This is a genomic window from Pseudomonas sp. OTU750018, from assembly GCF_011636575.1.
GTDB classification, from domain to species: Bacteria; Pseudomonadota; Gammaproteobacteria; order Pseudomonadales; family Pseudomonadaceae; genus Aquipseudomonas; species Aquipseudomonas peli.
The window spans coordinates 1041240-1055632 of record NZ_JAAPAU010000002.1 but is presented as its reverse complement, the minus strand read 5'-3'; the positions used below and the strand labels follow the sequence as shown (position 1 = coordinate 1055632).

The following is a 14393-nucleotide window of genomic DNA, read 5'->3' as shown; positions in this document are numbered from 1 at the left end:
TGGGTGCGTCAAGGCAATACGGCTAATTGTTCAACCCAGATTAGTTCGCAGGCGCCGTCACCGGTATCTTCGCGGCTGAGTGAACTGATCCAACGATAGCCATCGTCACCGTCGATTCGCACCAGCTGTCCACTCAGGCGAATCTGCTGACCTTCTTTGAGCCCGGCCAGGGTGCTGGCTACCGCCGGGTTGGCGGGTATCAGGTGCATATTGGCGCTGTGAATCTCGATTTGCCGGCGTTCGATTGGCAGTTGTTCGGCGCGCCAGAAGTACCAGCGGTTACGCTGGCTGATGGTGATATGGCGCAGCACCTCCGGATCAGCCATCGGCCCCCAGCCGAGCGCCAGATCGGTTGGCGAGAGCTTGGCGCCGCGGTCAAAGTAATAGTCTTCACGTCCGAGGATGCGCGCTTCCAGTTGGAACGGCTGCAACGTACTGACGGTGTGCGCGGCTAAGCGCCAACTGCCGCTGTGTGATGGCGTGCTGGCAGGCGGGCCGCTGGGCGTGGGCAGCACAATGACCCACAGCATCCAGAGGCCGAGCAAGCTTGCGACGATCAGTATCAGGCGACGTATCAGCATGGCTGGATTCTAGCCGCAGCGGCGGTGAGTAGGCGATCTCGGGGGTGTTATCCGCGCCGCGGCGGCTTATCCTACGCAGCCTTTTCAATTGCCCGAGTTACCCATGTCTCGTTATTTGCCTCTGACTGCTCTGCTGATCGCCGCGGCCCTGTGTCTGGCCCTGAGCTTTGTGCTGCGTTACCAACTGATGGAAGGCGCACAGTGGGTTGGTTTATGCGTTGATGACCCGCAGCAGATGGCTTGCCAGGTGCGTGCCAGCCTTGGCTGGTTGATCCATTTCCGTGTATTGGCTTGGGCTGCGCTGGTCTGTGCGGTGTTGGCATTTGTGTTGCCCGGCGCTTGGGGCAAGCGACTGGCAGTGCCGGCCTTGCTGCTCGGCCTGCCGGCGCTGGTGTTGTACAGCGCCAGCCTGGCAGTTTTTGCCGTCGTGCTGGCGCTGCTGCGTTGGGTGCGTGCGCCGCAAATCGCCTGATTAGGCGGCTTGCGCTTTAACCCGCAGGCTACGCCACAGCGCCGCCACCAGTAGCACGCAGGTCATCGCCCAGCCGATGGCTTGCCAGTTGCTCAGGGTTTCCTGGTACAGCTGCGGTGCAATGCAGGCGCCGATCAGTAAGGCAAGCAATGCAACTTCACGGCGGTAGCCGCCTACTGGGCGGCACAGGTAGACCAGTGCCGGTAGCAACAGTGCCGCGCTGGGGAAGCTGCGGTAGCGCGCATCCACCACCAGCGCGAGCATCATCACTGCGCCGGCAAAGCCGCTCAGGGTCAACCACAGTGCGCCCCGGCTATGCAGCCAGTTGAAGGTGCGTGCACGCCAGCCATTTCGGCTGCTGAGTAACAGTGCGCCATGGCTCAGCACCACGAGGTTGAGCACGATCAGTGCACCAGCCCAGAGCCATTCGCCCACGTAACGGCTGGTGATCAGCGTTAGTTCTGCAAACAGGCCGATACAGGCAGCACCCACTGCCGCGAACAGCGGTAACAAGAGCGCGGCGCGGGGTGAATGGGGGCGGCCAGCCCACAAGAGGGTGGCGGCTACAAGTGCCAGGCTGATCATCAGCCAGGTCGGCCAGTGCGGCAGGTTGGACACCGGGCCGGCGAGGATTGATTTGTCCTGGCGATCCGCATCATAGAGCCCCCAATAACCCCCGACGGCACCTTCACTGACGCGTTTCCACGGCTGGTCAAAGGCCTCGATCAGGTTGTAGCGCCAGCCGTTTTGCTCGGCCATGGCGACGAAGCCACGAATGAATTTCGCTTGGTTGACCAGGCTGGGTACGGCGGTTTCGCGTTGGCGACCTTCGCTTGGCCAGCCGGTCTCACCGATTAGGATGTCCTTGGGGGCATAGGCATTGCCAAAGGTCTGGCGGACTTCGGCGACTTCATGCAGCGCATTCTCGATACTCGCTGGGTTGTCTTCCCAATAAGGCAGCAAGTGGATGGTGATGAAGTCCACTGCTGGAGCAACTTCCGGATGCTTGAGCCAGAACTCCCAGACATCGGCATAGGTTACCGGCTGCTTGATCTGTGCCTTGACCTGTTCAATCAACACCACCAGTTGCTGTGGGGTCACTTCCTTGCGTAGCAGCGCTTCGTTGCCGACGATCACTGCTTGCACCACATCAGGGTGGGCATTGGCGATTTTAACCAGGCCGGCAATCTCAACCGCGGTGTCGGCTGGGTTTCGGCTGACCCAGGCGCCGACGATGAGCTTCAAGCCATGTTTGCGCGCCATGTTCGGCAACTCTTCCAGGCCGGTCACCGAATAGGTGCGCAGGCACTCAAAGCGCTCGGCGAGCAGCGCCAGGTCGGCGTCCATTCGCTCTGGACGCAGCTGCATCGGTTGATCGAAAGGTGATTGGTCTTTGTCGAACGGTGTGTAAGACGCGCACTGCAGTTTGTGCGTGGGCGTTGCGGCATCTGCCAATGTGACGGGTTGACCAATGCCATACCACAGGCCGAATAGCGCAAGGAGGCCAAGCAGGCAGGCAAATGCAAAAGGAGCGGTAGGAAAGCGAGAGGTAGCAGGCATGATCGGGCGCGTATGGTGGCTGAGCCGCGCATAGTAGCGGATTGGCACAGTGCCACGCTGGCTGTTTTTTATGCCCTGTTCAGGTTTTTACCCTCGCACCAGGCCTTATGCCTGGTGATGCAGCCAGGCATGTGTGGGGCGTTCATTGGCGGCTTTAGAGCGCCCCTCAATACGCTGCCAGACCTTCTCGTGAAAGTAGAAGCCCACCGAGTTGCACAGCGGTTCGATAGCCGCCACCAGGCCACTGGCTGCGATACTGCCGGTCAGGGCGTAAGTGACACCAAAGGCGATGCAGAAGTGCATGAGGGTGAAGGTCAGGGTCTTGAGCATGGCGCACCTCGAGTGAGAATTATTCTTCATTGAGGTGTAGCGTAGTGGTAAGGTTTTGATTGGTAAAATGTTTGGATTGAATGGCTTTAATAGTTTTTGGTGATTTCTGTTCGTGGTGCGCGCCATAAGATAGGCAATAAAAAACCCGCACAAGGCGGGTTTTTTACATTCAAGCGAACTTAAATGGTGTTACATGCGAGTTGCGTGTTCTGCGAACAGCTGCGTAAATACAGCTGCATTTCGCACCACGTGCGACCCAAAAATGGTCGGGGTAGGGGGATTCGAACTCCCGACATCCTGCTCCCAAAGCAGGCGCGCTACCGGACTGCGCTATACCCCGATGAACTACTGGCTCCGCGACCTGGACTCGAACCAGGGACCCAATGATTAACAGTCATTTGCTCTACCGACTGAGCTATCGCGGAACGATGGCGCGTATCCTACTGATTCAAAAAGGGAAGTCAAGCATATGCTGACTTCCTTTTAGCAGGTTTACAGCACCTGGGCGATGGCCTGGGTCACCGCAGGCAGGTTTCGCTGGTTCAGCGCGGCGACGCAGATGCGGCCAGTGCTGACCGCGTAGATGCCAAACTCGGTTTTCAAGCGTTCTACCTGCTCGGCGGTCAAGCCCGAGTAGGAGAACATACCGCGCTGCTGAGCGACAAAGCTGAAGTCGCGTTTGCAGTTCAATGCAGCCAGCTGTTCAACCATGGCCATGCGCATGCCGCGAATACGCTCGCGCATGCCGGCCAGCTCTTCTTCCCACAGGGCGCGCAGCTCAGGGCTGTTCAGCACACTGGCCACCACTGTGGCGCCATGGGTCGGCGGGTTGGAGTAGTTGGTGCGGATCACGCGCTTAGCTTGCGAGAGCACACGGCCGGCTTCTTCCTGGCTGCCGGTGACAATCGACAGGGCCCCGACGCGCTCGCCGTACAGCGAGAAGGACTTGGAGAACGAGCTGGAAACGAAGAACGGGATACCGGAGGCAGCAAACAGGCGCACAGCAAAGGCGTCTTGCTCGATACCGTCGCCAAAACCTTGGTAGGCGATGTCGAGGAACGGTACATGCTCACGCTCGCGCAGCACGTCCAACACAGCTTTCCAGTCGTCCAGCGACAGGTCGACACCGGTCGGGTTATGGCAGCAGGCGTGCAGCACGACAACCGAGCGCGCAGGCAGATTTTTCAGGTCTTCGAGCATGCCGGCACGGTTGATGCCGTGGCTGGCTGCGTCGTAATAGCGGTAGTTCTGTACTGGGAAACCCGCTGATTCAAACAAGGCGCGGTGGTTTTCCCAGCTTGGGTCGCTGATCGCAACCACCGTGTTGGGCAGCAAGCGCTTGAGGAAATCAGCGCCGGTCTTCAGTGCGCCCGTACCGCCAACGGCCTGGGTGGTGATCACCCGGCCAGCGGCGATCAGTTCAGAGTCAGCACCCAGCAACAGTTTCTGCACGGCGCTGTCATAGGCAGCAATGCCTTCGATCGGCAGGTAGCCGCGTGGGGCATGGGCTTCAATGCGGGCTTTCTCGGCTTCGGCTACGGCGCGTAGCAGCGGAATGCGGCCTTCCTCGTTGTAGTAAACGCCTACGCCCAAATTGACCTTGGTCGTGCGGGTATCGGCGTTGAAGGCTTCGTTGAGGCCCAGGATAGGATCGCGCGGAGCCATTTCGACGGCAGAGAACAGACTCATGGATGCGGCAGCTCTGAAGAGGAGAAGTGGGGATCAGGCAACACCCGACTAGGGGTTGCGTAAGTGCGGCGGTAGTATACCGGCGCATAACCTGTGCTGCGACAACAGGCACACGCTTTTCACCGGTTTTGACGTAGGCTTTCAGGCCGCGTCACATCCGCTTGTCGAGGTCCGTCATGTCCGAGTTTCAACTGGTCACCCGTTTCCAGCCTGCCGGCGATCAGCCCGAGGCGATTCGGCAGATGGTCGAAGGCCTTGAAGCAGGTTTGTCACACCAAACACTGTTAGGCGTGACGGGCTCGGGTAAGACGTTTTCCATCGCCAACGTAATTGCCCAAGTCCAGCGGCCGACGCTGGTGTTGGCGCCGAACAAGACCTTGGCTGCGCAGTTATACGGGGAGTTCAAGAGCTTCTTCCCGAACAACGCGGTGGAGTATTTCGTGTCGTATTACGACTACTACCAGCCAGAAGCTTATGTGCCGTCCTCGGACACTTTTATCGAGAAGGATGCGTCGATCAACGACCACATCGAGCAGATGCGCCTGTCGGCGACCAAAGCGCTGCTGGAGCGGCCGGACGCGATCATCGTCACCACCGTGTCGTGCATCTACGGCCTGGGGAGCCCCGAGTCGTACCTGAAGATGGTGCTGCACGTCGATCGCGGCGACAAAATGGACCAGCGCGCCTTGCTGCGCCGCCTGGCCGACCTGCAATACACCCGCAATGACATGGACTTTGCTCGTGCCACCTTTCGCGTGCGCGGCGATGTGATTGATATTTACCCGGCCGAATCTGACCTGGAAGCCATCCGCATCGAACTGTTTGATGACGAGGTGGAAAGCATTTCGGCCTTTGACCCGCTGACTGGCGAGGTCATCCGCAAGCTGCCGCGCTTCACCTTCTATCCCAAGAGTCACTACGTCACCCCGCGTGAAGTGCTGCTGGAGGCGGTGGAGAAGATCAAAGTCGAGCTGGTTGAGCGCCTGGAGTACCTGCGCAGCAATAACAAGTTGGTGGAAGCGCAGCGCCTGGAGCAACGCACCCGTTTTGACCTGGAGATGATCATCGAGCTGGGTTATTGCAACGGCATCGAAAACTACTCGCGTTACCTCTCGGGCCGAGATTCTGGCCAGCCGCCGCCGACGCTGTATGACTACCTGCCAGACCAGGCGCTGCTGGTGATCGACGAGTCCCACGTCTCGGTGCCGCAGGTCGGTGCGATGTACAAGGGCGACCGTTCGCGTAAGGAAACCCTGGTCGAATACGGTTTCCGCCTGCCGTCGGCGCTGGACAACCGCCCCATGCGCTTCGAAGAGTGGGAGGCCGCCAGCCCGCAGACCATCTTCGTTTCCGCCACGCCAGGCAACTATGAAGCCGAGCATGCCGGCCGGGTGATCGAGCAAGTGGTGCGGCCGACCGGTCTGGTTGACCCGCAGATCGAGGTGCGCCCGGCGTTGACCCAAGTCGACGACCTGCTCTCGGAAATTCACAAGCGCGTGGCCATTGAGGAGCGCGTATTGGTCACCACCCTGACCAAACGCATGGCCGAAGACTTGACCGATTACCTGGGCGATCACGGGGTCAAGGTGCGTTACCTGCACTCCGATATCGACACCGTAGAGCGCGTCGAGATCATCCGCGACTTACGCATCGGCGCGTTCGACGTGTTGGTGGGTATCAACCTGCTGCGCGAAGGCTTGGATATGCCGGAAGTGTCGCTGGTGGCGATTCTTGATGCGGACAAAGAGGGTTTCCTGCGTTCCGAACGCTCGTTGATCCAGACCATTGGCCGCGCTGCCCGTAACCTCAATGGTCGGGCGATTCTGTATGCCGACCGCATGACCGGTTCGATGGAGCGCGCCATCGGCGAAACCGAGCGGCGGCGCAACAAGCAGATCGCCTTCAACGAAGCCAATGGCATTACCCCCAAGGGCGTGTTCAAAGACGTTAAGGACATCCTGGAGGGGGCCGTGGTGCCTGGCGCGCGCAGCAAGAAGCGCAAGGGCATGGCCCAGGCGGCCGAGGAAAGTGCGCGTTACGAGAACGAACTGCGCTCACCGAGCGAAATCACCAAGCGCATTCGTCAGCTGGAAGAGAAAATGTACGCCCTGGCCCGCGATCTAGAGTTCGAGGCCGCCGCGCAGCTGCGTGATGAAATCCAGAAGCTGCGCGATCGATTGCTGCAGGTCTGATTGGCTGGGTGTGGAAGGGGCTTTCGCCGCGACAGGCTGACTGTTTGTCCGCGGCTAAAGCCCCTTTCTCAGCTGTGCGATTAACGCCGGCCGAAGATAATCAGCACTACACCGCCGAGGGTGATGCCGCAGGCCAGCAGTGCCATCAAGCTGAGCCGTTCGCCTAGCAGCAGGTAGCCGAGCAGCAAGGCCACCACTGGGTTGACGAAGGCGAAGGTCGACACCAAGCTCGGGCGCACCTCACGCAACAGCCAGAAATACGCGGGATACACACCCAGGCTGACAGGTAGCACCAGATACGCCAGCCACAGCCAGGCATTGCCGCTTATTGCGCGCAGGTCCAGCGCTTGCCAGTCGCCATGCCACAGGCCGAACAACGCCAGCAATAGCGCGCCGATCAGCATCTGCAGGCTTAGTCCCAGCCAACTGGAACGAAACGGCGGGCGCTGGCGCATAAGCCAGGCACCGCCGGCCCAGAGCAGTGTGGCGAATACCACCAGCAGGCCGGCGAACCATTGCTCAGTCGACGCGCGTTGGTCCAGGCCGTTGTTCATCAGCAGGACAATCCCGCTGCAGGCCAGCGCCAGCCCACACATTACCCACAGCGGCGGACGCTCACCGAGCAGCCATTCCAGCGCCACGCTCCACAGCGGCAGGGTGGTGTAGAGCATGGCCAGCATGCCGGTGGGCAGGTATTGATTGGCGTAGATCAGTGCGCCCTGGCCGACGGCAATCAGCGCCAGGCTGCCGATCAGTACGCCGCCCCAGTCGCTGCGCTGGATGCGCAGTTGGCCGCTGAGCAGCACCCAGGCCAGGGCGAGCAGGCCGGCAATCGAGAAACGAAGGCTGCCGATGACAAAGGGCGGGACTTCCAGCAAGAGGAAGTGGTTGGCCAGGTAAGTCGTGCCCCAGCCAATATAGATAATGGCGAAGGCACCGATCAGCAGCAGGGAGCGGGTGCGCGAAGCGGAAGCGGACATGGATGACCTGAAACAGCAGCGCGCCGGTATGCGGCGCGCGGAATGGATTAGTGCGCGGCGCCACCGGTAGTGCCTGCGGGAAGTTTGCGCGTCAGCAGAACTGCCAGCATGCTGATGCCGAGGGCGATGCCGATGCAGTGGAAGGCGTCATTGTAGGCCATGATCGCCGCCTGCTGATGGGTGATCTCGCTGAGTTTGGCCAGTGCCGCTTGTTCGCTGCCGAGCTTTTCAGTCAGTAGCGCCAGGCGCTCGGCGACCTGCGGGTTTGTCGGTACCAGCGACTCGCGCAGGTAGTCGAAATACACCTTGGTACGGCTGTCCAGCAGGGTCGCGAGCAGGGCGATGCCAATGGCGCCGCCGAGGTTACGCAGAATGTTGAACAGGCTCGACGCCGAGCCGGCATCCTGCGGTAGCGTATAAGCAGTAGCGATCAGTGAAATGGTGACCATCACCAGCGGCTGGCCCAGCGCACGTAACAGCTGGATGTGGTTGAACTGCTCGCCGGCGAAATCCGGGTTGAGTACCCCGGAGAGGAAGCTGGCACCGCCGAACAGGCCAAACCCCAGGGCGCACAGCCATTTCGGCGAGATCTTCTTCATCAGCAGCGGCACCAGCGGAATCAGAAACAGCTGTGGCACGCCCATCCACATGATCACCTCGCCGATCTGCAGGGCGTTGTAGCCCTGGATCTGCGCCAGGTACAGCGGCAGTACATAGATCGAGCCATACAAGCCCATGCCCAGGCCAATGCTGGAAATACTCGACAGGCCGAAGTTGCGTTCACGCAGCACGCCGAGGTTGATCAGCGGGTTGGGGCGCGAGATTTGCAGGATGACGAACAGCACCAGGCTGATTGCGGCGATGCTGCCCAGCCCGCTGATCAGACTGGACTCCAGCCAGTCCTTGCGGTGGCCTTCTTCGAGAAACACCTGCAGGCAGCCCAAGCCCATACCGAGAGTGACGATGCCGGCGTAATCGGTACTTTTCAGTAGCTGCCAGTCGGCGGGCTTTTTCTCCAGGCCGTACATCAGCCCGGCGATCATCAGCAGGCCGGGCGGCACGTTGATGTAGAAGATGTATTCCCAGCCAAAGTTTTCCGTCAGCCAGCCGCCCAGGGTTGGGCCGATCGAGGGGGCGAAGGTGGCTGTCAGGGCGAACAGCGCCATGCCCTTGGCGCGGTGGTGTTCCGGCAGTTTGATCAGCGTCAGGGTGAACGCCAGGGGAATCAACGCGCCGCCGGTAAAACCCTGCATGGCGCGGAACACGATCATGCTCTCCAGGCTCCAGGCCATTGAGCAGAGTAGCGAGGAGGCGAGGAAACCCAATGACACCCACACCGCCAAGCGGCGTGCCGAGAGCAGCTGCACCAGCCAGGCGGTGAGCGGGATCATGATGATTTCCGCCACCAGGTAGGAGGTGGAAATCCACGAGCCTTCCTCCAGGGTGGCCGACAGCGCGCCCTGGATGTCCTTCAGCGATGAGTTAGTGATCTGGATATCCAGTACCGCCATAAAGGCACCGAGCATTACGCTCATCACCGCGATCCAGTCGCGCCGGCTCGGCTCGCCGGTCGGGCGGATCAGCGCATCAGCTGCCATGGTGCGGCTCGGACTGCAGGTCGACCTTTACCTCGACCGACATGCCTGGACGAATCAGCCCCTTGAGTGGGTTGTCGGCGGCAAAGGTAAGTTTCACCGGGATGCGCTGCACCACTTTGGTGAAGTTGCCGGTGGCGTTATCCGGCGGCAGCAGGCTGAACTGCGCACCTGAGGCGGCAAATAAGCTTTCGATGCGGCCTTCGATCGGCGTGTCAGGGAAGCTGTCGAAGGTCAGTTCGGCACTCTGCCCAGGGCGCATGTGGCCGATCTGGGTTTCTTTGAAGTTGGCCTGAATCCAGATGTCCTGATCCGGTACCAGTGACAGCAGGTAGGCGCCGGTCTGCACATATTGGCCGTGGCGTGCGGCGCGCTGGCCGATAAAACCGCTGATGGGCGCGCGAATTTCAGTACGGGCAATATTCAGCTCAGCCTGGGCAAGGTCGGTACGGGCGCTGCTGATCTGCGCTTCTAGGCGCTTGATCTCGGCTTGCAGGGTGCTGACCTGCTGACGTTGGGCTTGTAGGTCGGCTTGCGCTTTGCTCACTTGCGATCGGGCAATGCGGCTGTCGGCGGCCAGGGTGGTGACACGCTCCTCCGAGACGAAACCGGGCTTGCGCAGGGTTTGCGCGCGTGACAGGTCGATCTGCGTGCGGCCCAGGGTGGCTTCGCTGGCCGACACATCGGCACGGCTGGCGGCAATCAGGCTGTCCTGTTGGTTCAGGGTGCTGCGTGCCTGGCTCAGTTCGGCCTCGCGGGTGGCCAGGGTGGCTTCGGCGCGTTGCTTGGCCAGCTCAAAGTCGGCGCTTTCCAGCACCAACAGCAGCTCACCCTGCTCGACATGCTGGTTGTCTTGCACCAATACCTTGTCGATGCGTGCGCCCAGCTGGCTGGACACACGGGTGATTTCACCTTGTACATAGGCGTTGTCGGTGCTTTCAAGGTGTCGGCCGATCAGCCACCAATGGCCGAAAAAGGCGGCAGCGATGAGGCTGAGAAGAAGCAGGAAGACAAACAGGCGGCGTTGCAGTTGGGCAGGCATGGTGGGCGCTCGAAGCTCGGGCAAAAGTGTAAGCAAATCTAACAGTGTTCCTTTCGTGCCTGTAGTCGTTAGACTTCGGAAACTTTGTTGCTTATGAGGAACAATCATGGGGCTGGATGATGCGCTGATCTTCACGCGGGTGGTCGAGTGCCACAGCTTCACCCTGGCAGCGCAGGGGTTGGGCATGCAGAAGTCGACCGTCAGTCGGCGCATTGTTCTGCTCGAAGAGCGTCTTGGTGTGCGCCTGCTCAACCGCACCACACGCAAGCTGCGCCTAACGGAAGTCGGACAGGCCTATTACGAGCGCTGTCGGCAGATCATGCTCGACTTTGCCGAGGCCGAGCAGGCGGTGATGCAATTGCAGTTGGAGCCCTCGGGATTGCTGCGCATCACTGCACCGATTGAATTTGGTCAGCTGTTCCTTGGCAGGGTACTGGGTGACTTCATGCGCCAGTACCCGCAGATCAGCGCCGAGGTGGAGTTGACCTCGCGGCATGTCGACCCCGTTGAGGAAGGGGTGGATATCGCCATTCTGGTGGGGCAGCCGCAGGACTCCACCTTGATTGCACGCAAGATGTTCGAGACCAGTCGGCGTCTGTATGCCAGTCCGGATTACCTGGCTCGGCACGGTACGCCGCGAACGGTCGAGGAATTGGCGGGGCATCGCGCCGTTATGTTGCCGCGTGACTCGTCGCGTTATTGGCCGTTGGCGGGCGAAAACATCACCTGCCAGAGCGTGCTGTCGTGCAACAACATCACCTTTGCCCGAGAAGCCGTCATGGCGGGGGCTGGTATCGCCGGGCTACCCGTGATGATCTGCGGTGCTGCGGTAGAGGCGGGGCAACTGATTGAACTGTTGCCCGAAGCGCGGCTGACGGTCGGCGAACTCTATGCGGTCTATCCATCACGGCGGTTCCAGGCCATGAAGGTGAAAACTTTCCTGGATTTTCTGATACGCAGTCTGTCGTTGTCGGGTGGTCACCTGCTGGAGCCGCCCACGGCTGGCCTGTTACCATCGCCGTCTTAATCCGCGTTCACTGCAACTCTTCGAGACTTTCCATGACCACCGTCCGCACCCGTATTGCGCCGTCGCCCACTGGTGATCCGCACGTAGGCACCGCCTATATCGCCCTGTTCAACCTGTGTTTTGCCCGTCAGCACGGTGGCGAATTTATCCTGCGTATCGAAGATACCGATCAGGTGCGTTCGACGCGTGAGTCTGAGCAGCAGATCTACGACGCCCTGCGCTGGCTGGGCATCGAGTGGAGTGAAGGTCCGGATGTCGGCGGCCCGCATGGCCCGTATCGGCAAAGCGAGCGCGGCCACATCTACCAGAAGTACAGCGCCGAGCTGGTGGAGAAGGGTCATGCCTTCCACTGCTTCTGCAGTGCTGAGCGTCTGGACAAAGTGCGTGCCGAGCAGATGGAAGCCAAGCAGACGCCGCGTTATGACGGCCATTGCATGCACCTGTCCGCCGACGAAGTGCAACAGCGCCTGGCGGCTGGCGAGCCGAATGTGGTGCGGATGAAGGTGCCGACCGAAGGCGTGTGCGTGGTGCCGGACATGCTGCGTGGCGAAGTGGAGATCCCATGGGATCGCATGGATATGCAGGTCCTGATGAAGACCGATGGCCTGCCGACCTATTTCCTGGCTAACGTAGTCGACGACCACTTGATGGGTATCACCCACGTGCTGCGCGGTGAAGAATGGCTGCCGTCGGCACCCAAGTTGATCCTGTTGTACGAGTACTTCGGCTGGGAAAAACCGCAGCTGTGCTACATGCCGCTGCTGCGTAACCCGGACAAGAGCAAGCTGTCCAAGCGCAAAAACCCGACTTCGATCACTTTCTACGAGCGCATGGGCTTTTTGCCGCAGGCGATGCTCAACTACCTCGGGCGTATGGGCTGGTCGATGCCGGATGAGCGCGAGAAGTTCAGCCTCGACGAGATGGTTGCGCACTTCGATATCAACCGGGTTTCCCTCGGCGGGCCGATCTTCGATCTGGAGAAGTTGTCCTGGCTCAACGGCCAGTGGATGCGCGAACTGAGCGTCGAAGACTTCGCCGCTGGCGCGCAGAAATGGGCGTTCAACAGCAACTACCTGATGCAGATCGCCCCGCATGTACAGGGCAGGGTAGAGACGTTTAGCCAGATTGCCCCGCTGGCCAGTTTCTTCTTTGCGGGCGGCTTGACGCTGGACGCCAAGCTGTTCGAGAGCAAAAAGCTCAGTGCCGATCAGGTACGCCAGGTCATGCAGTTGATCCTGTGGAAGCTTGAAGCGCTGCGTCAGTGGGAAAAGGACAGGATCACTGGTTGCATTCAGGCCGTGGTGGAGCACCTGGAGCTGAAGTTGCGTGACGCCATGCCGTTGATGTTTGCTGCTGTCACCGGTCAGGCCAGCTCGGTATCCGTACTTGATGCCATGGAAATCCTCGGCCCGGATCTGACTCGCTTCCGTCTGCGTCAGGCCATTGAGCTGCTCGGTGGTGTGTCGAAGAAAGAAAACAAAGAGTGGGAGAAGCTGCTGGCTGCCATTGCCTAAGCAGCTGAATGCCCCGTCCGGCCGTCGTTTTGGCGTGCCGGTATGGGGTAAGTGGTTGTTCTGTCAGCATAAAGAATGCAGATGCTGGTAAAAATTTTGTTGACAGGTGTGGGGCGCACTCTTAACATGCGCCCCGTCCTTGAGATGGGGCTATAGCTCAGCTGGGAGAGCGCTTGCATGGCATGCAAGAGGTCAACGGTTCGATCCCGTTTAGCTCCACCATCTTCAAAGCCGTAAGGCTTGGCACAATTAGCTCTTGTAGCTGGTTGGTTGTTGAAGGGTTACGTCCCCTTCGTCTAGTGGCCTAGGACACCGCCCTTTCACGGCGGTAACAGGGGTTCGAGTCCCCTAGGGGACGCCAGTTTCAAAAAGCAGTGCTGGTTTGGGCTGTGAGCCGAGAGGCGATAAATCTGGGGGTATAGCTCAGCTGGGAGAGCGCTTGCATGGCATGCAAGAGGTCAACGGTTCGATCCCGTTTATCTCCACCAAATTTGTAGCAGTAACAACTGCCACGGGGCCAGCGTAAAGCTGGCCTTGTTCTTCGAAGGTTTCGTCCCCTTCGTCTAGTGGCCTAGGACACCGCCCTTTCACGGCGGTAACAGGGGTTCGAGTCCCCTAGGGGACGCCATTTTTGCCCGCTCTGCGGGATTTTGAAGGGTCATTCATTAGTGAATGGCCCTTTTGTTTTTGTGGTCCGACATCCCTGTCGGCCACCCTACGGACCGTTGCTACGCGACGTTAAAAATTGCGCCAAGCAATTTTTCTACCTCCTGAACAGTATTCTCCAGCCGATCAGCGGCTGCCCAAGAGGCTTGCTTAATTATATTTCGACCTTAATATTATGGTCGTAATGTTAAGGAGGCAGGCATGAGCGATAAGAAGGCGCAAACCCGCGAGCGCATCCTCGCAGCCGCTCGTGCGGCGTTGTTGCAGCGCGGTCCGACTGAGTCTGGTCTGGCGGAGTTGATGGGCGCTGCAGGCCTGACAGTCGGTGGCTTCTATGCGCACTTCACGAGCAAGGACGCGCTGATGTTGGAAGTATTCCAGCAGATGCTCTGTCAACGCCGCGAGCGAGTCGCGCAGTTTGATTCCGTGCTGCCTGGCCATGAGCGTCGGGTGTTGCTGGCTGCCTTTTATCTCTCACGTAAGCACCGTGATGCCAGCGAGCAAGGGTGTCCGTTGCCCAGTTCGATAGGCGAGCTGGCGCGTATGCCGGAAGACTTTCGTGCTGTGCTGGCCGAGCATGTCGAGTTGATGACAGCGCAGCTGGCGGGCCGTCCTGAAGAGGCTGAGCAGGCGCTGGCCGATATTGCCTTGATGGTCGGAGGGCTGGCGCTGGCACGTGCGCTGGGCCCTGGTGAGTTGTCTGATCGAGTCTTGCGTGCCGCTAAATCGGCAATCGTCTGAGGAT

12 protein-coding genes and 6 tRNA genes are annotated in these 14393 nt (G+C 60.0%); 9 read left to right on the top strand and 9 right to left on the bottom strand.

Translation table 11 applies throughout. The features are described 5' to 3' along the window. Nucleotides 1–8 precede the first annotated feature (8 nt). Nucleotides 9–581: a hypothetical protein gene (locus HCI85_RS13825; protein WP_167145279.1), complete on the bottom strand. Its 573-nt coding sequence runs from the start codon at nucleotides 579–581 to the stop codon at nucleotides 9–11. Between the two features lie 103 nt (nucleotides 582–684). Between HCI85_RS13825 and HCI85_RS13820 the strand changes: the two genes are divergently transcribed. After that, a complete protein-coding gene (locus HCI85_RS13820; RefSeq protein WP_090252173.1) occupies nucleotides 685–1053 on the top strand; it encodes a hypothetical protein in 369 nt (122 codons plus the stop codon). Here HCI85_RS13820 and HCI85_RS13815 read toward each other — a convergent pair whose 3' ends face one another. From HCI85_RS13815 to HCI85_RS13795, 5 genes are all read right to left on the bottom strand, one after another. Then, nucleotides 1054–2613 carry a glycoside hydrolase family 17 protein gene (locus HCI85_RS13815; RefSeq protein WP_167145276.1) on the bottom strand — a complete coding sequence of 520 codons (1560 nt, stop codon included), beginning with the start codon at nucleotides 2611–2613 and terminating at the stop codon, nucleotides 1054–1056. A 105-nt stretch (nucleotides 2614–2718) separates the two neighbouring features. Next, on the bottom strand, nucleotides 2719–2943 hold the full coding sequence (locus HCI85_RS13810; RefSeq protein ID WP_167145274.1) for a DUF2061 domain-containing protein: 225 nt from the start codon (nucleotides 2941–2943) through the stop codon (nucleotides 2719–2721). A 263-nt stretch (nucleotides 2944–3206) separates the two neighbouring features. Further along, nucleotides 3207–3283, bottom strand: a tRNA-Pro gene (locus HCI85_RS13805). A gap of 9 nt (nucleotides 3284–3292) precedes the next feature. Continuing rightward, a tRNA-Asn gene (locus HCI85_RS13800) sits at nucleotides 3293–3368 on the bottom strand. A gap of 67 nt (nucleotides 3369–3435) precedes the next feature. Next, nucleotides 3436–4632, bottom strand: coding sequence for an amino acid aminotransferase (locus HCI85_RS13795; RefSeq protein WP_167145272.1), 1197 nt, complete (start codon nucleotides 4630–4632; stop codon nucleotides 3436–3438). Between the two features lie 176 nt (nucleotides 4633–4808). Here HCI85_RS13795 and uvrB point away from each other — a divergent pair, with 176 nt between their 5' ends. Continuing rightward, nucleotides 4809–6824 carry an excinuclease ABC subunit UvrB gene (uvrB, locus tag HCI85_RS13790; RefSeq protein ID WP_090252181.1) on the top strand — a complete coding sequence of 672 codons (2016 nt, stop codon included), beginning with the start codon at nucleotides 4809–4811 and terminating at the stop codon, nucleotides 6822–6824. Nucleotides 6825–6904: 80 nt separating this feature from the next. Here the strand turns inward: uvrB and HCI85_RS13785 are convergent, their stop codons facing one another. The 3 genes from HCI85_RS13785 to HCI85_RS13775 are packed head-to-tail and all read right to left on the bottom strand — an operon-like array spanning nucleotide 6905 to nucleotide 10441. Further along, nucleotides 6905–7804, bottom strand: coding sequence for an EamA family transporter (locus HCI85_RS13785; protein WP_167145270.1), 900 nt, complete (start codon nucleotides 7802–7804; stop codon nucleotides 6905–6907). Nucleotides 7805–7851: 47 nt separating this feature from the next. Next, the gene (locus tag HCI85_RS13780; RefSeq protein WP_176600647.1) at nucleotides 7852–9342 is read right to left on the bottom strand and encodes an MDR family MFS transporter; all 1491 of its coding nucleotides are present in this window, start codon (nucleotides 9340–9342) and stop codon (nucleotides 7852–7854) included. A 49-nt stretch (nucleotides 9343–9391) separates the two neighbouring features. After that, nucleotides 9392–10441: an HlyD family secretion protein gene (locus HCI85_RS13775; RefSeq protein WP_167145266.1), complete on the bottom strand. Its 1050-nt coding sequence runs from the start codon at nucleotides 10439–10441 to the stop codon at nucleotides 9392–9394. A 106-nt stretch (nucleotides 10442–10547) separates the two neighbouring features. Here HCI85_RS13775 and HCI85_RS13770 point away from each other — a divergent pair, with 106 nt between their 5' ends. From HCI85_RS13770 to HCI85_RS13740, 7 genes are all read left to right on the top strand, one after another. After that, complete coding sequence (locus HCI85_RS13770) at nucleotides 10548–11468, top strand: LysR family transcriptional regulator (RefSeq protein ID WP_167145263.1); 921 nt, start codon at nucleotides 10548–10550, stop codon at nucleotides 11466–11468. 32 nt (nucleotides 11469–11500) lie between these two features. After that, nucleotides 11501–12982 carry a glutamate--tRNA ligase gene (gene gltX, locus HCI85_RS13765; RefSeq protein ID WP_167145261.1) on the top strand — a complete coding sequence of 494 codons (1482 nt, stop codon included), beginning with the start codon at nucleotides 11501–11503 and terminating at the stop codon, nucleotides 12980–12982. Between the two features lie 146 nt (nucleotides 12983–13128). Further along, a tRNA-Ala gene (locus tag HCI85_RS13760) sits at nucleotides 13129–13204 on the top strand. A 63-nt stretch (nucleotides 13205–13267) separates the two neighbouring features. Beyond that, nucleotides 13268–13343: transfer RNA gene (locus HCI85_RS13755), tRNA-Glu, on the top strand. 51 nt (nucleotides 13344–13394) lie between these two features. Further along, nucleotides 13395–13470: transfer RNA gene (locus tag HCI85_RS13750), tRNA-Ala, on the top strand. Between the two features lie 64 nt (nucleotides 13471–13534). Continuing rightward, nucleotides 13535–13610 (top strand) — tRNA-Glu (locus HCI85_RS13745). A 239-nt stretch (nucleotides 13611–13849) separates the two neighbouring features. Further along, on the top strand, nucleotides 13850–14389 hold the full coding sequence (locus tag HCI85_RS13740) for a TetR/AcrR family transcriptional regulator (protein WP_167145259.1): 540 nt from the start codon (nucleotides 13850–13852) through the stop codon (nucleotides 14387–14389). The last annotated feature ends 4 nt before the right edge of the window (nucleotides 14390–14393 follow it).